General features: G+C 69.5%; 19 protein-coding genes and 1 pseudogene. 11 read left to right on the top strand and 9 right to left on the bottom strand.

The annotated features are described in order from the left end of the window. Positions 1–186: 186 nt before the first annotated feature. On the top strand, positions 187–726 hold the full coding sequence (locus AB0C35_RS06065) for a hypothetical protein (RefSeq protein WP_358451168.1): 540 nt from the start codon (positions 187–189) through the stop codon (positions 724–726). Between the two features lie 36 nt (positions 727–762). Here AB0C35_RS06065 and AB0C35_RS06060 read toward each other — a convergent pair whose 3' ends face one another. Continuing rightward, positions 763–1,767 carry a Scr1 family TA system antitoxin-like transcriptional regulator gene (locus AB0C35_RS06060; protein ID WP_358451166.1) on the bottom strand — a complete coding sequence of 335 codons (1,005 nt, stop codon included), beginning with the start codon at positions 1,765–1,767 and terminating at the stop codon, positions 763–765. A 104-nt stretch (positions 1,768–1,871) separates the two neighbouring features. Here AB0C35_RS06060 and AB0C35_RS06055 point away from each other — a divergent pair, with 104 nt between their 5' ends. Both AB0C35_RS06055 and AB0C35_RS06050 read left to right on the top strand, forming a co-directional pair. Then, positions 1,872–2,276, top strand: coding sequence for an ATP-binding protein (locus tag AB0C35_RS06055; protein WP_358451164.1), 405 nt, complete (start codon positions 1,872–1,874; stop codon positions 2,274–2,276). Next, positions 2,273–2,536 carry a hypothetical protein gene (locus AB0C35_RS06050; RefSeq protein ID WP_358451162.1) on the top strand — a complete coding sequence of 88 codons (264 nt, stop codon included), beginning with the start codon at positions 2,273–2,275 and terminating at the stop codon, positions 2,534–2,536. Before AB0C35_RS06055 ends, AB0C35_RS06050 begins: the two co-directional genes overlap by 4 nt. Before the next feature lie 138 nt (positions 2,537–2,674). On the opposite strand, the gene AB0C35_RS06045 is transcribed toward AB0C35_RS06050, so the two are convergent. The 3 genes from AB0C35_RS06045 to AB0C35_RS06035 all read right to left on the bottom strand — a co-directional run bounded on the left by AB0C35_RS06045 (position 2,675) and on the right by AB0C35_RS06035 (position 5,813). Further along, positions 2,675–3,742: an NDP-sugar synthase gene (locus AB0C35_RS06045; RefSeq protein ID WP_358451160.1), complete on the bottom strand. Its 1,068-nt coding sequence runs from the start codon at positions 3,740–3,742 to the stop codon at positions 2,675–2,677. A 38-nt stretch (positions 3,743–3,780) separates the two neighbouring features. Then, positions 3,781–4,938 carry a glycosyltransferase family 1 protein gene (locus AB0C35_RS06040; RefSeq protein WP_358451158.1) on the bottom strand — a complete coding sequence of 386 codons (1,158 nt, stop codon included), beginning with the start codon at positions 4,936–4,938 and terminating at the stop codon, positions 3,781–3,783. Positions 4,939–5,108: 170 nt separating this feature from the next. Continuing rightward, the gene (locus tag AB0C35_RS06035) at positions 5,109–5,813 is read right to left on the bottom strand and encodes a class I SAM-dependent methyltransferase (protein ID WP_358451156.1); all 705 of its coding nucleotides are present in this window, start codon (positions 5,811–5,813) and stop codon (positions 5,109–5,111) included. A gap of 65 nt (positions 5,814–5,878) precedes the next feature. On the opposite strand from AB0C35_RS06035, the gene AB0C35_RS06030 reads away from it, so the two are divergent. Both AB0C35_RS06030 and trxA read left to right on the top strand, forming a co-directional pair. Next, on the top strand, positions 5,879–6,847 hold the full coding sequence (locus AB0C35_RS06030) for a lysylphosphatidylglycerol synthase transmembrane domain-containing protein (RefSeq protein ID WP_358451825.1): 969 nt from the start codon (positions 5,879–5,881) through the stop codon (positions 6,845–6,847). Next, the gene (trxA, locus tag AB0C35_RS06025) at positions 6,844–7,167 is read left to right on the top strand and encodes a thioredoxin (RefSeq protein ID WP_358451154.1); all 324 of its coding nucleotides are present in this window, start codon (positions 6,844–6,846) and stop codon (positions 7,165–7,167) included. The genes AB0C35_RS06030 and trxA overlap by 4 nt, the downstream gene beginning before the upstream one ends. On the opposite strand, the gene AB0C35_RS06020 is transcribed toward trxA, so the two are convergent. Genes AB0C35_RS06020 through AB0C35_RS06010 form a run of 3 tightly spaced genes read right to left on the bottom strand, consistent with a single transcriptional unit; the run spans position 7,148 to position 11,448 of the window. After that, positions 7,148–8,260: a glycosyltransferase family 4 protein gene (locus AB0C35_RS06020; RefSeq protein WP_358451823.1), complete on the bottom strand. Its 1,113-nt coding sequence runs from the start codon at positions 8,258–8,260 to the stop codon at positions 7,148–7,150. The genes trxA and AB0C35_RS06020 overlap by 20 nt on opposite strands. A 4-nt stretch (positions 8,261–8,264) precedes the next feature. After that, the gene (locus AB0C35_RS06015) at positions 8,265–9,302 is read right to left on the bottom strand and encodes a glycosyltransferase family 2 protein (RefSeq protein ID WP_358451152.1); all 1,038 of its coding nucleotides are present in this window, start codon (positions 9,300–9,302) and stop codon (positions 8,265–8,267) included. A 40-nt stretch (positions 9,303–9,342) separates the two neighbouring features. Beyond that, positions 9,343–11,448, bottom strand: a complete 2,106-nt coding sequence (locus AB0C35_RS06010) for a hypothetical protein (protein WP_358451150.1) — start codon at positions 11,446–11,448, stop codon at positions 9,343–9,345. A gap of 69 nt (positions 11,449–11,517) precedes the next feature. Here AB0C35_RS06010 and AB0C35_RS06005 point away from each other — a divergent pair, with 69 nt between their 5' ends. The 5 genes from AB0C35_RS06005 to AB0C35_RS05985 all read left to right on the top strand — a co-directional run bounded on the left by AB0C35_RS06005 (position 11,518) and on the right by AB0C35_RS05985 (position 19,864). Further along, complete coding sequence (locus tag AB0C35_RS06005; protein WP_358451148.1) at positions 11,518–12,360, top strand: TIGR03089 family protein; 843 nt, start codon at positions 11,518–11,520, stop codon at positions 12,358–12,360. Between the two features lie 114 nt (positions 12,361–12,474). Next, positions 12,475–13,896: an LCP family protein gene (locus tag AB0C35_RS06000; RefSeq protein WP_358451146.1), complete on the top strand. Its 1,422-nt coding sequence runs from the start codon at positions 12,475–12,477 to the stop codon at positions 13,894–13,896. 87 nt (positions 13,897–13,983) lie between these two features. After that, complete coding sequence (locus AB0C35_RS05995; protein WP_358451144.1) at positions 13,984–15,075, top strand: acyltransferase family protein; 1,092 nt, start codon at positions 13,984–13,986, stop codon at positions 15,073–15,075. Beyond that, entirely contained in the window at positions 15,072–16,250 is a 1,179-nt protein-coding gene (locus tag AB0C35_RS05990) for an acyltransferase family protein (protein ID WP_358451142.1), read from the top strand. Before AB0C35_RS05995 ends, AB0C35_RS05990 begins: the two co-directional genes overlap by 4 nt. A gap of 113 nt (positions 16,251–16,363) precedes the next feature. Beyond that, positions 16,364–19,864, top strand: coding sequence for a bifunctional glycosyltransferase family 2 protein/CDP-glycerol:glycerophosphate glycerophosphotransferase (locus AB0C35_RS05985; RefSeq protein WP_358451141.1), 3,501 nt, complete (start codon positions 16,364–16,366; stop codon positions 19,862–19,864). A 100-nt stretch (positions 19,865–19,964) separates the two neighbouring features. Here the strand turns inward: AB0C35_RS05985 and AB0C35_RS05980 are convergent, their stop codons facing one another. Together AB0C35_RS05980 and AB0C35_RS05975 are read right to left on the bottom strand one after the other, a co-directional pair. Beyond that, positions 19,965–21,116, bottom strand: coding sequence for a glycosyltransferase family 4 protein (locus AB0C35_RS05980; protein ID WP_358451139.1), 1,152 nt, complete (start codon positions 21,114–21,116; stop codon positions 19,965–19,967). A gap of 10 nt (positions 21,117–21,126) precedes the next feature. Beyond that, on the bottom strand, positions 21,127–21,609 hold the full coding sequence (locus tag AB0C35_RS05975) for a hypothetical protein (protein WP_358451137.1): 483 nt from the start codon (positions 21,607–21,609) through the stop codon (positions 21,127–21,129). A 274-nt stretch (positions 21,610–21,883) separates the two neighbouring features. Between AB0C35_RS05975 and AB0C35_RS05970 the strand changes: the two are divergent. Further along, positions 21,884–22,152 (top strand): annotated as a pseudogene (locus tag AB0C35_RS05970) (CDP-alcohol phosphatidyltransferase family protein); the annotation flags it as partial.

Below are 22,152 nucleotides of genomic sequence, written 5' to 3'. Positions count from 1 at the left end.
TGAAACCCATACCAGCCAGATCCGGTAATCCGGGTTTCAGGATCGTCATCGAGGGGGAGACAGATCACCCGGAAACCGTTGAGGACCCTTCGATGCTCCGGAAGAGATGAGGCAACCCCCATGCCGCAACCCCGCGCACGGCCCCGTGAGCACCGGCGGCCGGAGACCGGGACAAGGCTCCGGCGGGTGATCGGGGCGACGGCGGGAGTCACCAGAGCCGGGCGGGAGCGGTGGAAACGCCTCTCTCCCAGATGGCGGGCCTCCGTCATCGTGGCGCTCACCGCAGCGGTGGCGGGCGGGATCTGTTTCGCCGTGCTGGCACCATCGCCCAAGCCGCGTGCCCGCGAGTACCTGGCCTTCAAGGCATGCCTGCTCACCGACTCCCGCGGCATCGCCGGCAAGGAGGCCGCACCCGTCTGGGAGGGGATGCAGAGGGCTTCGCTCAAGACCCACGCCAAGATTCAGTACCTCGCCGTGCCCGCCCCTGCGACCATGGCGAACGCGCGGCCCTATCTGGCGAGCCTCGTGCAGCGCCACTGCGGCATCATCTTGGCGGCCGGGCAACTGGCCACCGACACCGTCGCGGCGAACGCCGAGAGCTTCGCCAAGGCGCGGTTCGTCGTGCTCGGGGCCACCGGCACGGCCGCGAACGTCGTGGCGGTGAACGCCTCGGGAACGCCCGTGCCCGCCGCCGTGGAACGCATCGTCTCCGACGCGGTCACCTGAGCGCGGGACACCCGCGACATCGGCCGTCGATCACGTTCAGCGAGCCCACTCGCCCCGCTTGATGCGGACGACCAGGGCAGCGAAAGCCTCGACAGGAAGGGCCAGACTCCCCGCCTCCGGCCTCTTGGAGTCCCTGACACCCACGGTCTCCGACAACCGAGCGACCTCCACGCAATCGGAGTTGTCGGTCATGCCGCTGTGACTTGACTTCCGCCACCTGGCGCGGGGGTTCATCTCAAGGACTCCATCGTGCGCTCGATCAGTCGTCGCTAGGGGGATCTCGGGCAGAGCCTGCGCGCCGATCTGCTCGAAGCCCTTCCCGAACGTCCGCACCTCGGCGGTATCGAGCACCAGTCTGCCACTGCCCAACGCATCGACATACGCGACATCGCCCTGTTCGAGCGTGCGGATCTTGAAGGCACCCATAAGCCCGAAATAGGCACCCGTCGACCGAGGGACCACGCGCACGACCACATTGGCCGTCTCGGTGAGAGTGAGGATCCGGGCCAGCTGCTCGGCCATGACGCGGCGACCACCGATGGGACGATCGAGGACGGCCTGGTCGAGCAGCACCCAGACGTCCGGTGGGTCCGTACCGAAGAGGATCTCCTGCCGAGCGAGCCTCTGCGCCACCTGCTTCTCGATCTGCTTCGACCGGGCGGCGGTGAAGAGGGCGCGCGTGTACTCCTCCGTCTGGAAGACACCGGGGACGATGGCGAGCTCAAAGATCCGCAGCACGTCCGCCACGGCCTCGTACTTCAGGTGCTGGCGGCGCCCGTTGAGGTCGTAGGCGCGGCGGGCGTACATCAGCAGGCGCTGGAAGTGGCCACCGGTGTCCCAGCGGCGGTCGAGAACCTTCGCCTGCTCCGCGGTGAGCCTCCGCTCGTTCGCCTCGTAATTGCATACGGTCTGCTTCGCGGCACCGATCACGCGCCCCAGCCGGGCCTGCGAGATGCCCTCCTTCTGCCGGAGTCTACGCAGGTCATAGGCCATCCAGTGCAAGTGCGAGTCCATCGGGTCGAGCGAGTCTGCGACACCCATCGGGGGGACCTCCTGGTATGCGATGTCCGCTGCTACCTACCGAAGGTAATGCCGGAGCGTCACGCTGTGAGTGCGAAACGTGAAACTCATATCCGGAGCGCGAGGTGGCGATCACTGTGCGGCACTACGATGATTCTCAAGAGTTCAGGCGGGACTTGTTCCCGGTGCCGTCCTCTGTGAGATTGGGCCGTGATCTAGCCGAGGTCCACCTGAACAAGTGGGGACTCGCGGCCATGGCCGACAACGTGGCCCTCATCGTGAGCGAACTGCTCACCAACGCCATCGCGGCCAGCCGTGGCATGGTCACGATGCGGCTGCTCATGGACTCCGAGACGCTGACCATCGAGGTCACGGACGCGTCGCCCAGCCGTCCCCGCCGCAAGCGGGCGACGGCGAACGACATCGGCGGCCGAGGCTTGCAGATCATCGAGTTCCTGGCCGAGAGCTGGGGCGACCGGCCGTCCCCGGACGGAGGCAAGGTCGTGTGGGCCAGGTGCCCGCTCCCATGAACCCACACGAACGCCGGCGTGTGGATCTCCTCGCCGCGCTGTGCGGCGAACTCGAACGCCGTGGGCTCCCCTCCTGGGTGACCCCGTCCTACGGCACCTGCTTCCTGCGCTGCGTCAGGCTGAATCCCCGGCGTACGATCCTGATCGCCTGTGTCCGCGGCCCCGGCACCACGTGGCTCTTCGTATGGTCCGGCGGCCACGCACATGCCGACGACATTCCCCGCGCGGCGGCGCTGGTGTCGGCATACTTCGCGTCCTGATCACAGGGACACGACGGCGAGCATGCTCTCCCTGTCGACGATGTACTTCCTGCGTCACGGGCCACCCGCCAGGTCTCGGCATCGAGGATATTCGCCAATCCGGTGTGCACCGCCGGAAGTCATCCTCGCGGCTAACGACTACTCGGGGGAGAAGCGGATTGCGGTGGCGGGAAGTGCCACATTCGGCCAGACTCGGGCGCCGTTGAGCAATTCGTTGCCGGGGCCGACGGTCGCGCCATCACCGATGACACAGTCCTCCAGGACGGCGGCGGAGCAGACGCGCGCACCGGCGCCGACCACGGAGCGGATCACGCGGGCGCCCGGCTCGATGACGGCGCCGTCGAAGAGGACGCTGGACTCGACACGGGCGTCCGCGCCGATGCTCGCGCCCGCGCCGACCGCCGTGCCGCCGCCGACCCGGGCGGTGGGTGCGACGGTCGCGTTGTCGAGGAGGAGCACGCCGTGCTCGTTCGCTGTGAGGACCGGGGACGCCAGGGCACCGAGGACCAGGTCGGTGACGCCCTTGACGAATGCGGCAGGCGTCCCAACGTCCAGCCAGTAGGCGGCCTCGACGTAGCCGCAGATCGTCTCTCCCTTGGCCAGTAGCCCGGGGAAGGTCTCATACTCTACGGACACCACCCGTCCGGCGGGGATACTGTCGATCACCGAGCGGCGGAAAACGTAGCAGCCGGCGTTGACCTGGTTGGTCGGCGGGTTCGGGGACTTCTCCACGAAGTCGAGCACGCGGTCGTCCGGCGAGGTCGGCACCGAACCGTACCGCCGGGCGTCGTCCACCAGGGTCAGGTGCAGGGTCACCGCCGCGTCGTCCTTCTCATGCGCGGCGATCTGGGCGGAGATGTCGTGCCCGGACAGGATGTCCCCGTTCAGGATGAGGACTGGGCTGTCGTCGGCACATGTCAGCGCAGCGGAGGCGTTGCGGATCGCGCCCGCCGTGCCGAGCGGTTCGTCCTCGGTCACATAGACGATCTCCAAGCCGAGTCGCGTACCGTCGCCGAACGCCTCGGTGAACATCTCGGCGCGGTAGGACGTGGCGAACACGATGCGGGTCACGCCCGCGTCGCGCGCTCGCGTCAGCTGATGCTCAAGCAGCGGCACCCCGGCCGTGGGAAGCAGGGGCTTGGGGGTGGAGATGGTCAGGGGGCGCAGGCGGGTGCCCTGGCCTCCCACCAGCAGGATCGCTTCCACTCGGTTCCTTTCTCCACCGGCGTGTGGTGCGAGCGAGCCTAGCGGGTGCGGGAGCCTCGGGATTTTTCGTGCTGGTCGACGGCTCGCTGGTAGGAGGCCATGTGCGCCTCCGCGGACGCCGACCAGGAGAACTGCCGCGAGCGGACGTGGGCGGCGTCGGCGAGTTCGGCGCGGCGGGACGGGTCGTCGATGAGGGCGTCGAGGGCGGCGCCGATGCCGGGCGGGTCGGGTTCGGTGTAGGCGACCGCGTCGCCGCCCACCTCGGGGAGGGGGCCCCGGCGGGTGGTGAGGACGGGCGCGCCGCAGGCCATGGCCTCCAGGACGGGCAGGCCGAAGCCCTCGCCGCGGCTGGGGAGGGCGACGACGAGGGCGCCGCCGAAGAACCCGGGGAGGGACGGCCAGGGCAGGTAGCCGGGGCGCAGGACGCGCAGGTCCAGCGGCACGGTGGCGAGGGCGGCGTCGACCTCGTCGTCCCAGCCTCCGCCGCCCGCGAGGACGAGCGCCGGGGCGTCCGGGCGGTCCGCGCAGGACCGCACCCAGCCGCGGATCAGGTTCGGGACGTTCTTGCGCGGCTCCAGCGCGCCCAGGTAGGCGACGTAGGGGTGGCCGTGCAGGCCCAGCCGGTCGGAGACCTGCTTGATCTCGGCTTCGGAGGGCCTGTGGAACACCGTGTGGTCGACGCCGTGGTAGGCGACGTCGATGTTCGCGGGGTCGGCGGCGAGCAGCCGGACGAGTTCGTCGCGGGTCGCGCGGGACGGGGCGATCAGCCGGGTGGCGCGGCGCGCGGCGGTGCGGATCGCCGACTTGATGTAGGTGGCGCGGACCGGGTCGTGCGCCTCCGGTTCGGCGAACTGCGTCACGTCGTGGATCGTCACCACCGTGGGCAGCGCCGCGCTCACCGGCATCGTGTAGGTGGGCAGGTGGATGACGTCCGCGGCGACCTGTTCGGCGACGTGCGGGAGACCCGACTGTTCCCAGGCCAGGCGGGTGGCGCGGTGCGACAGCGCCGCCGGGCCGGCGACGATTCGCGCTCCGGGGACGAGGCCCCCGTAGCGTTCCTCGTCCGCACGCTGGCAGACGACGGCCAGGTCCGCGCCCTGCGCATGCAGGGCGCAAAGCAGCCCGTCGACGTACCGGCCGAGCCCGCCGCGGTCGGCCGGCACGGCGGTGGCGTCGAGCAGAATCCGAGGCGCCACGGTCCACTCCCCCTCTCGCGGTGGCGTAGATCACTCTTTACTGTTCGAGCCTACGCCCGTCTGCACCCCACTCGGGGCACGTCATTCATCGCGATTCCATGTGGATACCGCCCCACACACCCCCAGGAGAACTACCTCTCAATGTGAGGCCGCCCCCACCCTCCGGACACCTACCTCTTGCGCGCATGAATCAACACGATGCTGCCGCGCTCGTTCGGGGCCTTGCGGTCGGCGAGGGCGACGAGGGGCGTCAAGGGCGCGGCCGCGTTGAAGCCGACCTTGCCGCCGTATGTGGACAGCGACAGGTAGAGGCGTTCGGTGGCTGCCGTGCGGAACTGGTAGCTGTGCCTGACGAGGTCCAGGCCCCGCTCGTCCATCAGCTTGCCAAGGCTGTCATGGGTGTAGGTGTGCTGGACGTGGTACTTGGCCTTGTGCGCGTCGCGCAGCTTCGGCCAGGCGTCGGCGCGGCTCAGCACGTCGGCGGACATGAAGATGTCACCGCCGGGCTTGAGGACCCGCGCCATCTCGTCCAGGGACCTGCCGCCGTCGTCGAAGTGCTCGATCGCGCAGACGGACAGGATCGCGTCGAACGAGCCGTCGCCGAACGGGAGGCGCAGCGCGTCGCATTCGATCAGGGCGGGCGCGTGGGCGAGCGTCCGCCCGTACACCATCTTGCCGCGGGCGAGGTCGATCGAGACGGCGTCGGCGCCGCGTTTGCGCGCCTGTCCCGCCCAGTAGCCGTCGCCGCCGGCGACGTCGAGGACGCGCCGGCCGCGCAGGTCCCGCCCCATCCAGCCGAGGAGCGTCCCCGCCTCGCGGTACCGGCACACGTGTACCTGGTGGCCCATGAAGGCGACCACATCCGAGATCTTCATCGTTCCCAACTGTAGGCCGAGCGGACGGCCGCGAGGTCGCGTTCGCCTACGCTGGGCGCGTGAAGATGAAGGTCGTCGCCGTGCGGGCGCTGCGGGTGTTCCTGGTGATGCTCGCGCTGGCGTTCTGCGCCTACAGCGTGGCCTCCCAGTGGGACGCGACGGTGGCCGCGTTCCAGCAGATGTCCTGGGTGGCGCTGGCCGGGGCGCTCGCGGTGGGCCTGGCGGGCCTCTTCGTCTGGATGCTCGGATGGCGGGAGTTCCTCGGCGGCCTCGGGTCGCCGCTGCCGGTGCGCGCCATCTTCCGGATCTCCGGGATCTCCCAGCTCGGCAAGTACGTCCCCGGCAAGGTGTGGGCGCTGGTGACACAGATCGAGATGACGCGGGAGCACGACGTGCCGCCCGAGCGGAGCTTCGGATCGACGCTGCTGGCGGTGGCGACGTCCACCGCGTGCGGGCTGGCGGTGGCGGCGGTGACGCTGCCGCTGACGTCGGTGGCGGCGCGCGAGACGTACTGGTTCCTGTTCCCGCTGGCGCCCGTCCTGCTGATCCTCCTGCACCCGAGGATCGTGACCTGGTGCCTGGGGCTGATGCTCAAGATCATCCGGCGGCCGCCGCTGGAACGTCCGGTGAGCCTGGGCGTGACGCTCAGGGCCGTCGGCTGGACGGTCCTCGGCTGGATCCTCTTCGGCGTGCACACCTGGCTGCTGTGCATGGCCGTGGGCGGCGAGGGCAAGGGCCTGCCGTTCCTCGCGACGGGCGCGTACGCGCTGGCGTTCGTCGCCGGGTTCCTCGTCTTCATCGCGCCCGGCGGCATCGGGGCGCGGGAGGCCGCGCTGACGGTGGTGCTGACGCCGGTGCTGCCGGCGGGCGCGCCGGTCGTCGTCGCGATCGCCTCCCGGGTGCTGCTGACCATCGCCGACCTCATCAACGCGGGGGTCGCGTTCCTGCTGGGGCGTACGACGCCGGGCTCGGGGAATGAACCGCGATCCAAGGAACTTGTGAGGGGTACGCAGCCAACGAAGGAGGGACCGTGACGGCCCCGATCACCGTGACCGACGCGACGTTCGCCGACGAGGTCCTCAGCAGCGACACCCCGGTACTGGTCGACTTCTGGGCCGACTGGTGCGGGCCCTGCCGCATGATCGCCCCGGTGCTCGAGCAGATCGCCGCGGAGCAGGACGGCAAGATCAAGATCGCGAAGCTGGACTACGACGCGAACCCCGTGACGCCGAACAAGTACAACGTGATGGGCCTTCCGACGCTGCTCCTCTACAAGGACGGCCAGGTCGTCGAGCAGATCGTCGGCGCCAAGCCCAAGCGCGCCCTGCTGAAGGTCATCGAACCCCACCTGTGAGCGCGTCGAGATAGGCGGCCCACACCGGGCCGTGGTCGACCGGGTGGACGCCGGAGCGCAGCCGCTCCGGCTCACCCGGCGCGTAGAACCGGTCCAGCGCGCCGGTGAGGGACGCCACGTCGCCGGGCGCGCAGACCAGGCCGTCGGTCCCGTCGCGGATCTGGTCCGCGAACCCGCCGACGTCGGTCGCGATCACCGGCAGGCCGTACTCGTAGGCCATCCACACGTTCTGCGACGCGGTCGCCGTCCGGTACGGCAGGACGAGCGCGTCGGCGGCGGCGAACAGCCCCGGGACGTCGGCGGCCGGGACGTAGCCGGGACGCAGTTCCACCCGCGAGGTCAGGTCCAGCGACCGGATGAGCTCGCGCGTCTCGTCCAGCCCGCCCCAGAACTCGCCCGCGACGGTCAGCGCCACGTCGTCCGGGCCTTTCGCGAGGGCGCGCAGGAGGACGTCCAGCCCCTTGTACGGGCGGACGATCCCGAAGAACAGCAGCCGGCGCCGCACCTTCGCGTCGCCGGACGGGCGGGCGGCCGTCACGGGCAGGTGCGCGGGCATCTCCGCGACCCGCACGGGACGTCCCGTGAGCGTGCGCGCCAGCTCCGCCTGCGCCTCGGAGTGGACGAGGACACCGTCGACCTTCCGCAGCAGCCGTTTCATCAGCGGCTCGTCGTAGCGCTTGCGCTCGTGCGGCAGGACGTTGTGGCACAGCGCCACCGCCCGGGTGCCGCGCCGGAGCCCGGAGAGGATCCCCAGGTAGGACGGCACCTGAACCGGGCTCAGCACCGCCAGGACGACCAGGTCGTAGGCGCGCAGGGCGCGGCCGGTGCGCCACCAGCCGTCCGGGCGGCGCCAGTCGAGCCGGCGCCGGGTGCCGGGGAACGGCTCCCCCTCCGGCTCGGAGATCGTCTGCTGCCCCGGATACAGGAACCCCGGGTACTGGGCGCGCCACGACTCGATGACGACGTCGTGGCCCGCGGCGGCCAGCCGGTGCGCCAGCTCGGTGGTGTGGTGGGCGCCGCCGCCCTTGTAGGGGAACGCGGGCCCGACGATCGCGACGCGCGGCCTCCCCGGCGTGCCGCCGGACGTCAGCATCACGCTAGACGTCGCCGCGCGACCGGACGATCAGGTCGGCGAGCAGCGCCAGCGACGCGATGATCAACCCCGTCACGAAGATCATGATGGTGTTGTTGGCGAAGTAGCCGAAGTGCACGATCATGTCGAACACGCCCTTGCCCAGGCCGATCAGGATCAGCCACAGCGCGGGCGGCATCAGCACCTTGAGCGGGTTGAAGTACATGACCATCCGCAGCACCTGCAGGATGTAGCGGTAGGCGTCCTTGGTGAAGTGGAACTTCGACTTCCCCGCCCGCTTGGCATAGTCGATCGGCACGTAGCGGACCGGGTGCTGGTTCGACAGGAACGCGATCGTGATCGTCGTGACGCAGGAGAAGCCGGGCGGCAGAAGCCGCAGGTACGGCAGCGACACCTCGCGGCGGAACGCGCGCAGCCCCGAGTTCAGGTCGGGGATCCTGCTGTTGGTGAGCCGCTCGGCGACCTTGCGTATGAACCACTTCGCGGGGACCCGCAGCGCCTTGTGCGACCCCTCCTCGCTCGTGCGCGCCCCGACGACCTGGTCGATCGACGGGTCGGTGTCCAGGAGGTCCACGAGCTCGGGGATCCGCTCGTTGGGGTAGGACATGTCGGCGTCCGTCCACACGACGATCTCGCCGCGGGCCTGCTGGGAGCCGATGCGCCGGACCGTGCCCGAGCCGCTGTTGTGCTGGAACGCGATGACCCGCATGTTCGGGAAGCGGGGCGCCGCCTCCTGCAGCCGGGCGAGCGTCGCGTCGGTCGAGCAGTCGTCGACGGCCAGCAGCTCATAAGTCTTGCCGCTGCCGTCCATCGCCGCGCAGATGCGTTCGACCTCGTCGATCACGTGGTCCTGCTCGTTGTAGCAGGGCAGCACGATCGTGACGTGGACCGGCCCGGACGCCGGCTCGGCCCGCTCCGGCGCGGGCGCGGGCTCCGGCGGCGGGGCCGGGGCCTGCGGGGCCTGCGGGGCCTGCGGCCCGGCGGCGGGCGCGGGCTGGGCCGTCGTCTCGGCGGACTGGGTCTCGGCAGACTGAGTGCTCACGCAGCGCGAGGATACTCGCCCGGCGGCACCCGGGCGGCCTTTAAGACGGGGAGGGCTCGGCGATCCAGACCTCCATGGCCAGCCCCCAGGTCCCGCCGGGCGGCTCGGCGAGCGTCCGCCCGTCCTGCCGCGTCTTCAGCGACAGGACCCGGGACGGCCGCCCGTACGGCGCCACCTGCTCCGCCTTCGCCGCCATGATCACCGGGCGGCGGCCGGCCTCCCGCACCTTGTGGATGACGCGCCGCATGTCGGCGGGTGTGGCGGCGGCGGTCGTGCGCGCGGCGGGCAGCCCGCACATGCCGCGGACGACCTGGAGGAACCGGTCGGCGGTGGAGCGTTCGACGACCACGACGGAGTCACCCGGCTTCAGCGCGCCGCACATCCCGTCGACGGCGGCCACCTCGTGCTGCTCCGTCCTGGTCACCAGGTAGCCGCCGGACGTCAGCACGACCGGCACCAGCATCAGCGCGACGCCGGCGACCGCGCCCGCCCGCATCGCCAGCGGCGAGTAGCCGAGCCGGCGGACGCGCCGCACCGTCCACGCCGACGCGAACACGGTGAACAGCAGCAGCCCGGGGATGACCAGGCCGATCAGCCGGCGGGACGCCCACGGATGGTCGGGCGTGATCCCGGGCCGGATCAGCACCTGCGTCGTCGTCCAGACGATCATCGCGTACGGCAGCAGCCACTCCGGGGACCGCCCGCGCAGCAGCCGCCGCACCAGCAGCGCCGCGCCCAGCGTCGCGAACAGCAGCGCGGGGACGCCGATGTACCAGGCGACCCAGTAGAGGGAGTTCTCCGAGTACTGGCGGGTGCCGTCCACCGGAAGGTCCTGGATCCGCTGGATCATCTCGATGAAGCGGACGTTCATCTCGTCGTCCTGCGTGGCCGGGGGACGGCGGACGGTCTGCACCAGGGGCCGGAGCGCGAAGCCCAGCATCACCAGCACGGTCAGGACGGCGGCCGCCCCCGGCAGCCTGCCGCGCGCGACCGCCGCCCCGGCACGGCGCAGCCGCGACCCCGTCAGGTCCCAGCGCAGCAGCACCACCATGGCCGTCGTCGCCACGAGGATCGCCACCGTGATCGCCAGCAGCGGCGCGAGTGACGCGTACAGGTAGGCCAGGTAGGGGAGGGACATGGTGAAGCCCTCGGTCAGCCCGGCGCCGGCGCCGAGCAGCAGGCCGCCGGCCGTCCAGTAGCCGATCCACCGCCTGCGCGCCACGGAGAACCCGGCGACGACGAGGACCGGGAGGACGTCCCGCAGCCCGTCGATGCGGACCAGGACGATGAGGCCGAGCGCCAGGCCCGCGAGGAACGCCTTCAGGTCGGCGCGCCGGCCCGCCTCGCGCCGCGAGTCGTGCATCAGCGACAGCCCGCCCAGCAGAAGGACGATCGCGGGCAGTTCGCTGAAGGTGCTGCGGGACACGTAGAGCATCGGCAGCGTCAGCGCCAGGAGCAGTGCGCCCGCCGGAGCCCAGCGGGGCCCGACGAGGCGGGCGACCAGGCCCGCGAACGTGAGCACGCAGCACGCGCCGAGCAGCGGCGCCATCAGCAGGATGCCGTGGGTGCCGCCGATCCAGCCGCCGGGTGCCAGCACCAGCGGCAGCCCCGCCATGAACTGCGGGGCGATCGCGCCGTCGTGCTGGTAGAAGGCGGGGCTCTCGAAGAAGAGGACGCCGTCGGGGCCGCCGAACGCCTGCTCCATCAGCGGGATCGGCAGCGATCCGTGCTCGGCCAGCCACGTCCCGAACTGCACGTAGGAGGCCGGGTCGCGGCGGACGATGATCTGCTCCGAGCACATGACGACCTGGAGCACCAGGAACGCCACCGTGATGCCGAGGACGGCCGCGACGGTCCACCACGGCACCGCGTCCTCGTCCACGCCGGTGGCGCCCGCGTCACGGACTTCGTCGGCTTGGTCGGCTTGGTCAGGTGCCCGGGAACGCAGGCCCAGCCACAGCACCAGGGCCGCCGCGGGCACGAAGAGCCCGATCGCCGGGACCGGACGGAACGCGCCCGCCATCAGCAGCGGCAGCGAGACGGCCAGCCACGCCACGATGAGCAGCGCCGGGATCACGGTGACCCGCGCGAGCAGCCGACCCGCGTTCATGTTCTCGCCCCGTGCTCGTCCGTCGACTCGTTTCACCCGTGCGGAGCGTAGCGGTACCGGCAGGGTGCTGCCCCGCGCCTGATCATGCGGGCATACGCTCGGCCCATGAGCGCACACGCCGGGAACGCGGCCGGGCCCGCGGAACTGCTGCGGCGGCGGGTGGCGGACAACCCGTCCAACCCGCTGGTGACCTTCTTCGACGACGCGAGCGGCGAACGCGTCGAACTGTCCGCCCGCACGTTCGACAACTGGGTGGCCAAGACGGCGAACTTCCTGGTGGACGGGCTGGCCGCCGAGCCGGGCACGCGGGTCGTGCTCGTCCTGCCGCCGCACTGGCAGACCGCGGTGTGGCTGATGGCCTGCTGGTCCGCGGGGCTCGTGGTGGAGCCGGTCGAGCCGGAGACGGTCCGGGGACGCGGGACCGCCGAACCGATCGGGACGGCGGGGCCGTACATCCTGGCGGCGGCCCAGGAGGTGCTGGACGACGTGACCGGGGACCCGGAGGCGGAGGAGATCGTCGGGCTGTCGCTGCACGCGCTCGGCGGGCCGCTCACCGAGTGCCCGCCCGGCGTGACCGACTACGCCCTGGAGGTCCGAAGCTACGGCGACCGGTTCGTCCCGGGCCCGGAAGTGACGCCTGAGATGCCCGCGATGGATGTGACAAAGGCCACACTCACGGCCGCGGAACTCGTCGCCGCCGGGCGCGCGGTCACCGAAAAATGGGAGCTGGACGCACGCGACCGCCTTCTGGTTGACATGTCGTTCGCCACACTCGACGGGGTCCTGACCGGTCTACTCGCACCACTAATCTCGGGTGCTTCCGTCATAATCCAACGAAACTTCAACAAAACGACACTAGATCGTCGTGTGACCGTGGAGCATGTGACGGTGGTCGCCGGTCTGCCCGGACCCGATGACGAATCCGGGCACCTACGCCGCCTCCCCTGACCTACGCTCTCCCTTGCCCTCGTCCAGCACACCCGACCCCGGAAAGCGGGCGTACGCCTTGTGGGGACACCCCCACACCCCTAGAGCTGCCTAGACCCCCGGACCTCGGAGCCGATGAACAGCAACCCGATGTACATGGAGTACGTCGACGACGTCGATCCCCACCCGGCGCCTCGGCGTGGCTGGCGCATTCTCGGATGGGTGTGCATCGGACTGTCGGTCGTCATGGTGGCCGGATCCCTCACCGCCTACGGCCTCTACCGCCAGGCGTTCGGGAACATCTCCCACGAGGACGTCAACGCCCAGCTCGGCCCCAACCGGCCGAAGAAGCTCAACGAGGCGATGAACATCCTGCTGCTCGGGTCCGACACTCGCGCGGGCGGCAACGCCAAGTACGGCCGTTCCCTCAAGAACGACCCGCCCCGCTCGGACACGATGATCCTGCTGCACCTGTCCCCCGGCGGCGGCCAGGCGATGGGCATCAGCTTCCCCCGCGACCTGATGGTCCGGATGCCGTCCTGCAAGGGCCGCAACGGCCAGACGATCCCGGCGCAGTCGCGCGCCCAGATCAACTCGGCGTTCACCAACGGCGGCGCGGCCTGCGTCATCAAGACGATCGAAAGCATCTCCAACATCCGCGTCGACCACTTCATGCAGGTCGACTTCAACGGGTTCAAGACGATCACGTCCGCGATCGGCGGCGTCCCGGTGTGCCTGCCGAAGGCCGTCAACGACCCCAAGTCCGGTCTCAGGCTCTCCAGGGGCAAGCACACCATCAAGGGCGAGCAGGCGCTGGCCTACGTGCGCGTCCGGCACGGCCTCGGCGACGGCTCCGACCTCGACCGCATCAAGCGCCAGCAGAAGTTCATGGGCGCGCTCGCCAGCAAGGCGATGAGCGCGGGGGTGCTCAGCAACCCCAAGAAGCTCTTCGCCCTGATGAACGCGGTCACCAAGTCGCTCACCACCGACAAGGAACTGACGCCCGACGTCATGATGGACATCGCCCGGGAGATGCAGGGCATGACCTCCGGCAAGCTGCGCTTCGTCACCGTCCCGTCGGGCCCCGACCCGCAGGACCCGAACCGCGTCGCGCTCAGCGACTCCGCCCAGCCGTTCTTCGCCGCCGTCCGCAACGACAAGACCGTGCCCAAGGAGCCCAAGCCGGGAGACACGAAGATCCCGCCGAGCCAGGTGCGGGTGCGGGTCTTCAACGGCAGCGGCATAGACGGCCAGGCGGGCCGCGTCGCGGACGACCTGGAGTCGCAGGGCTTCCAGGTCACGGTCGGCGGCAACGCTCCTTCCATCACATCCGCCACCAAGGTGATGTACGGTTCCGGTGCCGACCAGCAGGCGCAGACCCTGGCGGGGCTGATCCCCAGCAAGCCGCAGCCGGCGGCGCGGGGGCAGGGCGGGACGCCCGGCGTCGTCGACCTGGTCATCGGACGGAACTGGACCAACCTGAAGAGCGCCGGCGCGGGGATTCCGCAGCAGCAGGGTGAGATCCGCGCCAGCGACGACATCTGCAAGGAGACCTGACCGGGCAGCCCTATGACCTACACCACCTGGCCATCCGGCGCGGAAACAGAACCACTCCCCCGGCAGCCCCCGCCCGGGGCCCAGGCGATGTCCGCCGCCGCCCGGGCCGGTGGTGCGCAGCGAGCCCGCCCGCCCAAGCGGCGGGACCCGTACTTCGACAACGCGAAGTACTTCGCGATCCTGCTGGTGGTGATCGGGCACGCCATCGCCAACGTGCGGTCGGACGTCCCCGTCGCCGAGGCCCTGTACCTCTTCATCTACATGTTCCACATGCCGCTGTTCATCCTGATCACCGGCTACCTCTCCCGGAACTGGACCTTCTCCAGCGGCAAGGCGCGCAGGCTCATCGCCCACATCGGCGTGCCGTACGTGACGTTCGAGGCCGCGTACGCGCTGTACGCCTGGCTGGTGGGCGGGCGGAAGCTGGAGTTCAGCCTCCTCGATCCGTACTGGATCATGTGGTTCATGTGCGCGCTGTTCCTCTGGCGCCTGTCCACCCCGGTGTGGCAGCAGATCCGCTGGCCGCTCGCGGCCGCGGTGGCGATCTCGCTGCTCTCCTACATGGGCGACTTCGGCGGGACGCTGAGCCTCCACCGGGTCCTCGGCCTCCTTCCGCTGTTCGTCCTCGGCCTCACGCTGAAGCCCGAGCACTTCGAGATCCTCAAGAGGCCCGCAGCCCGCCCCATCGGCGCCGCCGTGCTGGCGGGCGGGCTGGCGGCCGCCTTCTTCGCCAAGGACCGCATGCCGGAGGCCTGGGTCTTCTGGAAGAGCCCGTACAGCGAACTCGGCGTCGGCAACGCCATGGGCACCGTGGTGACGGCGGCCATGCTCGTCTGCGCGGTGGTGCTGGTCGCCGCGTTCCTCAGCGTCGTGCCCCGCAGGCGCTACTGGTTCAGCGCCCTCGGCGCCACCACCCTCTACGCGTACCTACTGCACGGGTTCGTCATCCGGCTGCTGGACTACGCCGGCTGGTGGGACGCGTCCTGGATGCACACGCTTCCGGGGACCTTCATCCTCATCGCCGCTTCCGCCGCCGTCGGCACCGCGCTGTGCTCCGACCTGGTCGTCCGCTGGACGCGCCGGGCTCTGGAACCGAAGATGACCTGGACCTTCACCCCTCTCCGCCGTCCGTCCGGCCGCCTCGGCGGCGCCGGCGGCGCGGCACGCAAGGAAGCGTGAGCCCGGCCGTCATGACCTACACCGGCGAAGTCCCCACGTCCCCGACGGCGGCGCCCACCGTTGAGGCGCCGTCCAGCGCCCGGGCTCCCTCGACCCCCGAGGCGGCGCAGGCGTCCGCGCCGCAGGCCGCCCCCGCCCCGCGCAAGCCGCGGGACCCGTTCTTCGACAACGTGAAGTACCTCGCGATCCTTCTCGTGGTCCTGGGGCACTCGCTGGGCTACGTCACCGACGTCCCGATGGCCAAGGGCCTGTACGTCTTCGTCTACATGTTCCACATGCCGCTGTTCATCCTGATCACCGGCTACCTCTCCCGGAACTGGAGCTTCTCCAGCGGCAAGGCGCGCAAGCTCATCACGCACGTCGGCGTCCCCTACGTGGTGTTCGAGTTCACGTACGCGATCTACGGCTGGCTGGCCGGGGGCAAGCAGCTGGAGATCAGCCTCCTGAAGCCGTACTACCTCATGTGGTTCCTGCTGGCGCTGTTCCTGTGGCGCCTGTCCACCCCCGTGTGGCAGCAGATCCGCTGGCCGGTGGCGGGGGCTCTGCTGATCGCGCTGCTGTCCTACATGAGCGATCTCGGCTCTACGTTCCACATCCACCGGGTACTCGGGCTGCTCCCCTTCTACGTCATCGGCCTCAAGCTGAAGCCCGAGCACTTCGAGATCCTCAAGAAGCCCGTCGCCCGCCCCATCGGGGCGCTGGTGCTCGCGGTCGCCCTGGGCTGCGGCTACCTGGCCAGGGACCGCATGGACCTGTACTGGCTCTACTTCAACCACCCGAACAGCCGCTTCGGCGTCGGCAATTTCGACGGCACCCTGATGCGGCTCGCGATGTTCGCCTGCGGGCTCGTGATGGTCGCCGCGTTCCTCAGCCTCACCCCGCGGCGAAATCACTGGTTCACCAAACTCGGGGCCGCCACGCTCTACTGCTATCTGCTGCACGGCTTCGTGATTCTGGCGGTGAAATACACCGGCCTGTGGGGAACGGAATGGCTACACACAGTTCCCGGCGTCCTGGTCGTGTGCGCCGCCGCCATGGTCGTCGGCACCTTCCTGTTGACCAAGCCGGTCATCCGCTGCACGAGATGGGCCCTTGAGCCCAAGATGACGTGGGCTTTCACCCCGCTGCGCCGGCCCGGTGCGGCGGGCGGCCAGAAAAGGCCACGGAGCGGGTAGCGACCAGAACGCCATTGCGAGATCATTAGACAGGCCGAATATTCTCGGCGCAGTCATCTTCGCCTCTCGTTCCCGCTACGAGGCGCATTCACCTCGGTGCCATCGGCACATGCGTGGTCGGGAGAATCGTGTCACCGCTTCTTAGCGTAGTTGTTCCATTCTATAATGTAGCCGAATACCTCGGGGACTGCCTGGAGTCCATCGCGCGGCAGACGCTGAGCGACCTGGAAGTCGTCATGATCGACGACGGTTCCACCGACGACGGCGCCGTGATCGCCAAGGAGTTCGCCGCCCGGGATCAGAGGTTTCGACTCGTCCGGCAGGAGAACCAGGGGCTGGGCATCGCCCGCAACGCGGGCGTTCCGCATTCCACCGGCCGCTACCTGGCCTTCATCGACAGCGATGACGTCATCCCCCGGTACGCCTTCGACCTGATGGTCTCCTCCCTGGAGGAGACCGGCTCCGACATCGCCTGCGGCGGTGTCCGCCGGATCGGCACCGCAGGCCTGCAGCGGTCGGCGATGCACCATGAGATCTTCAAGGTCGACCGCAAGAGCACCCACGTCCGGGAGTTCCCGGGACTGCTGCAGGACAGGACGGCGTGGAACAAGGTCTTCCGCCGCTCCTTCTGGGACGCGCACGACTTCACGTTCCCGGCGGGACTGTACGAGGACGCCCCGGTGACGGTCCCCGCGCACGTCCTCGCCAAGAAGGTGGACGTTCTCCGTGACGTCGTCTACCACTGGCGGATCCGCGAGACCGGCACGCGCTCGATCACCCAGCGGCGCACCGAGCCGGGCAACCTGGCCGATCGGATCCGGTCGGTCCAGGCGACCTCGGACTTCCTCGCCCAGAACGCCCCGGACCTGAAGGACGCGTACGACCGCTCCGCCATGGCCGACGATCTTCGCATCTACGTCAACGTCATCGACCAGGGCGACGACGCCTACCGGGACAGCTTCTTCTCCCTGGTGAACGGGTTCCTCGATCAGATCGGGCCGCACCTCTACAGCGGACTGCCGGCTCTGGCCCGGCTGCAGTTCCACGCGGTGCGGCAGCAGCTCACCGACGAGCTCGTCGAGATCGTCTCCTTTTCCAAGAGCAACCCGAAACGCCACAGCGCCATCCAGCGCCCCGGCTTCCCCGGCAAGTGGTACGGCGACTACCCGTACCTGGACGATCCGCGTTTTCCCGACCACCTTTTCGAACTCTCTGACGAGTTGGAACTCAAGACCGGCATCGACGAGGTCTCGTGGCACCAGGGGCGGCTGCGGGTGGAGGGGCATGCCTTCATCGCGCGCATGGACGCTCCCGAACAGGGCGACACCAAGGTCGAGGTCGAGTTGCGGCGCCGCAGGCGGCTGTTCCCCAAGATCATCCGCTGCGAGGTGGAACAGGTCAGGCGCCCGGACGTCACAGCCGGGAGCGGTCAGGCCACCGCCTGCCACGACTGGTCGGGGTTCGTCCTGGAGGTCGACCCGGCCGATCTCGACATCGCGGAGGGCGTATGGCACGTCTTCGTCAAGGTGACGACCCAGGGCGTCAAAAGGCGTGGCCGGCTGAGCATGCCCAAGGGCCTGGGGCAGTGGCCTCCCGCCCGGGAGATCGCCTCGGGTCGCCTGATCAAACCCAAGTACACGCAGGCGAGGGAACTGGTCATCGGGGTTCAGCCGATCCGCGGCCAGGTCACGGACGTCGTCGTGGACGGCGAGCGGCTGCGTCTGTCCGGGTGGGTCAGGAGTGCGGACTCCGCCTTCGTCCGGGGCGGATCCCTCACCGCGGTCTTCCGGCAGGGCAGCAAGAGCGTGAGCTGGCCGGTCAGTCCCGCCGGGGAGGGCCCGCACGGCCGGCTCGACTTCACCGCCGTCGCCGACCTCACGGAACTGGCCGCCCAGACCGCATTCGGGGACACCTCCAACACCGTCGGCGCCATCGACTGGGACCTGTCCCTGACGGCCAAGAAGCACAGTGCGCTGAGGCTGGCCGTGCAGGCTGAACTGCTCGATCGCCGTGTCCACGTTTCGGGGCGTGAGTACGACGTCATCAGCACCACCTACGGCAACCTCACCCTGGTGGAAAGGACGCCCCGCCCGGTCATCACGCATGTGGAGTGGCTGGACGGCAGCACGATCCAGATCTCCGGCTCCTGCGGCGACGAGCGGGTCCGGCCCGACCGCCTGATCATGCGGCGACGCAACGGCTCGGTCATGCACGAGGTCCCGCTGGCCTGGGACGGGCCGGGTTTCACCGCGTTGCTCGACGCGCAGCGCCGGGACGGGCTGCCGCTGCCGAGCGGCGCATGGGACCTGTACGTTCCCGGCGACGGCGAGGAGATCACGGTCGGCATCGACCGGGCGGCGTCCGCGAACCTGCCCGAACCGCGCCGCGTCGGCGTCCATGAGCTGTCCCTGCACGTTCACCGCGGCGATCTGCTGCACCTGCGGGTCAGGACGGCGCTGGGAGACGACGAGCGGGGGCCCTACGCCCAGCGCAGGCTCCAGCGGCGGCACTTCTCCGCCGCCAATTCCTCGGCCGTCCGCGACCTCGTGGTCTTCGAGAGCTACTTCGGCCGCCAGTACTCCTGCAACCCCCAGGCGATCTACGAGGAGATGGAGCGCCGCGATCTGGGCCTGGAGTATGCGTGGTTCGTCTCGGACGGCCAGTTCAAGGCCCCCGGAAACGCCCGCACCGTTCTGCGGGGCACGCGCGAGTACTACGAACTGACGTCGTCCGCGCGGATCGTCGTCAACAACTGTCTGCAGATGCAGGGGTACAAGAAGCGTCCGGGGCAGACCTACCTGCAAACATGGCATGGGACGCCCTACAAGCACATTGGCTACGACGTCGTGCAGAACGGCCGCATCGCCAGCAACACCACCAAGCTCAGCCGGTTCGAGGAGGACGTGCCGCTCTGGGATCATCTGATCTCTCCCTCCCCGCACGTCACCGGCATGCTCCGGCAGGCGTTCCGCTACGACGGCGACGTGCTGGAAGTGGGCTATCCGCGCAACGATCTGCTCTTCGGGGCCGACCGGGAAGACCGGGCGCGGCGGATCCGCGAGCATCTGGGGGTGCCGCCGGGCCGCCAGGTCGCCCTCTACGTCCCGACCTGGCGTGAGGACATCTGGCTGACGAGCGGCCGGCAGGCCGAACTCCCCCTGGACACCACGCGGTTCGCCGCCGGGATCGGCGACGGGTACTCGGTGCTGGTTCGCCAGCACCACATGGTCGCCGACCGAACCGCCGGGATCGGCGAGGGAGTCATCGACGTCACCCGGTATCCGGACATCACCGAGCTGTATCTGATCGCCGACGTGGTGATCACCGACTATTCCTCGGTGATGTTCGACTTCGCCGCCACCGGCCGCCCGATGGTGTTCTTCACACCGGACCTGGAGTTCTACCAGGACGAGTTGCGCGGCACCTACTTCGACCTGGCCCAGGAGGCCCCGGGCCCGCTGCTGCGGGAGACCGACGAGGTCGTCGACGCGTTGCGGGACATTCAGGGCGTCGCCGCCCGGCATCGCGACGCCTACGCCGCGTTCTCGGAGCGCTACTGCGCCATGGACGACGGCAACGCCGCCGCACGGGTGGTGGACCGGCTTCTCAGCTGACGTTCACGAGCCGGCGAGGACGGATGACGAGCCGGCGCGGTCCCCGATCGCGGAACGGGCCCGGCCCGGCCCGCTCCGCGAGGAAGCCCGACGGTGCGGCTCAGTGCTTTTCGGCGAGCAGTTCGGTGAAGAGACGCTCCCAGGAACTGGCGATGACGTCCGGGTCGTAGCGGGCCGCCGTCTTACGGCCCGCCTCCGCGAACTCGCGCCGCAGTTCCCCGTCCTCGATCAGGCGGCAGATGCCATCCGCCAGCGCGCCGGTGTCCCCCAGGGGTATGAGCAGGCCGTCCCGGCCCGAGGTGATGATCTCCCGGGGCCCGACGGGGCAGTCGAAACTGATCGCCGGGAGCCCGCAGTTCATCGCTTCGAGCAGGACCATTCCGAAGCCTTCGGACCGGGAACTCATTCCGAAGATCGAGCCTTTGGCCAGCATTTCGCTCAGCCTGTCGGTGAAGCCCATCAAGTACACGTGGTTGTAAAGATGGCCGTCCAGAATCATCCGCCGGAGCCGGCCTTTCTCGGGGCCGTCGCCGTAGATGCGCAACGTCCAGTCGGGATGCCGCTCGACGACCGTCCCGAAAGCCTTGATCAGGTGGTCGAAGCCCTTGGCCCGGTCCAGCCGGCCCGCCGATACGACGATCTTGCCGGTCAGGTCGGAGGTCGGCCCGTCCAGTGAGGTCAGCGGGTTCGGGATCCGCTCGATCCTGGGCACATCGGGGAACGCCTCGGTGTACGACCGCAGATCCTCCGCCGTCAGTGTCACCAGGGCGTCGAAGGACGGGTAGGCGGCGCCGAGGGCGGCGCGCCATTCCGGATTGTGGGAACCGAGATGCGTGTGCTCCTGGACGACGCGAACCAGACGCGGATCGCTGAAGCGCTCGGCGATGAGCGAGATGGTCGGCCTGGTGGAGACGAGAATGCCGTCCTTGACCCCCCGGAGGTGGTCGATGAGGGCATTCACCCGGAGGCGGCCGTCCGCCGTCGCGGACACCCCCGCGGGGAAGTGGGAATGCCACGAGGTGTCGCCCGGATCCATCGCCGCGCGCACCTCCCGGGCGGACTCCCTCCCGTCCACGAGCGGAATGAGCCGCACGCGGTCGTCCAGGGGGAAGGGGAGATCATCCTGGGTGCGCCAGATGGTGACGAGGTCGACCTCGTGGCCCCGGTCCACCATGGCGTTGGCCTGGTTGAAAATCGTGCGGACGGTCCCGCCGACCCCGTGTGCGTTGAAGAGCAGATAGATGATCCGCATGGGCCGGTCATCATTCCTTGTCGCGAGGGAGACAACGAATGGAAAGGTGGTCTCCGTCGGTGTAGTAGGGACGTATGGAGATGCGGGAAGGCGCGTCCACCGTCTGCTGCGGGAAAGTGACGATGTGCTTCTTGCCCGGCATGTCGTCCAGGTGCCGCCCCAGCCTGAGAGCGCGTTCCCCGGGGGCCACCAGATGGAGGTCCCACAACTCGCGCGGCAACGGCTGCGCCTGAGCCAGCGGTTCCAGCGGGAGCACGGCCTCGAAGCTCGCTCCCTCAAGCGTCACCGGGACCGTGAACTCCCCTGGCGACCGCGGTGAAGAGCCGAGGAGAGCGCGCACCCGGCCCAGCGCCCGCAGCTTCGATGACCGCTTCCGCTCGCGCGACATGAGCCGCAGCGTCCAGGAGGCGTCCGCCCGCCCCGAGACGATCTCGCCGCGGATGGTGATCCGGCCGTCCCGCGGCCACACCTCGTGGATCTCCGCATGCGGCACCGCGCTTCCCTCGTGAACCACCGGGCACCCCCGCGCCGGACATCTGCATCCGGATGTGCGATCTCTTTCAGAGCCCACCCAATATATGGGGAAAACCGGTTTCGAAGCGGACAATCTGTGCAGTGGACGGCGGAGGCGCCGCCGCCCGTGTCGTCGACCGAATACCGCGCCCGCCGTGGCCGGAGAAGGCCACGACTCTGCAACATCACGAATACTCAGCGTGGCGAGCCCGCTACGATCCGGTTATCTCTCGCGATTGAAAGGACACCTCTCCATGGCGAACTTCACGCTCGAGGACGTTCGGCAACGGACGTACAAGGCGCGTGACGCGTGGTGGACGGTACTGCTGGTCGACCCGCTCGCCTCCCGGCTGGTGAAGGTCACCGCCAACCGGACCAAGGTGACACCCAACCAGCTCACGGTCGCAGCCCTCCTGCTGGGACTGGGCGCCGCAGCCTGCTTCGCCACCGCCTCCTGGCCCTGGCTCCTGACCGGAGCACTGCTCTACCACCTGTCCTTCACCCTCGACTGCATGGACGGCAA

It is taken from the genome of Spirillospora sp. NPDC048819 (genome assembly GCF_040650055.1).
Classification (GTDB): Bacteria; Actinomycetota; Actinomycetes; order Streptosporangiales; family Streptosporangiaceae; genus Spirillospora.
The sequence above is the reverse complement of the archived record's forward strand: the minus strand, read 5'-3'. Positions and strand labels throughout refer to the sequence as shown.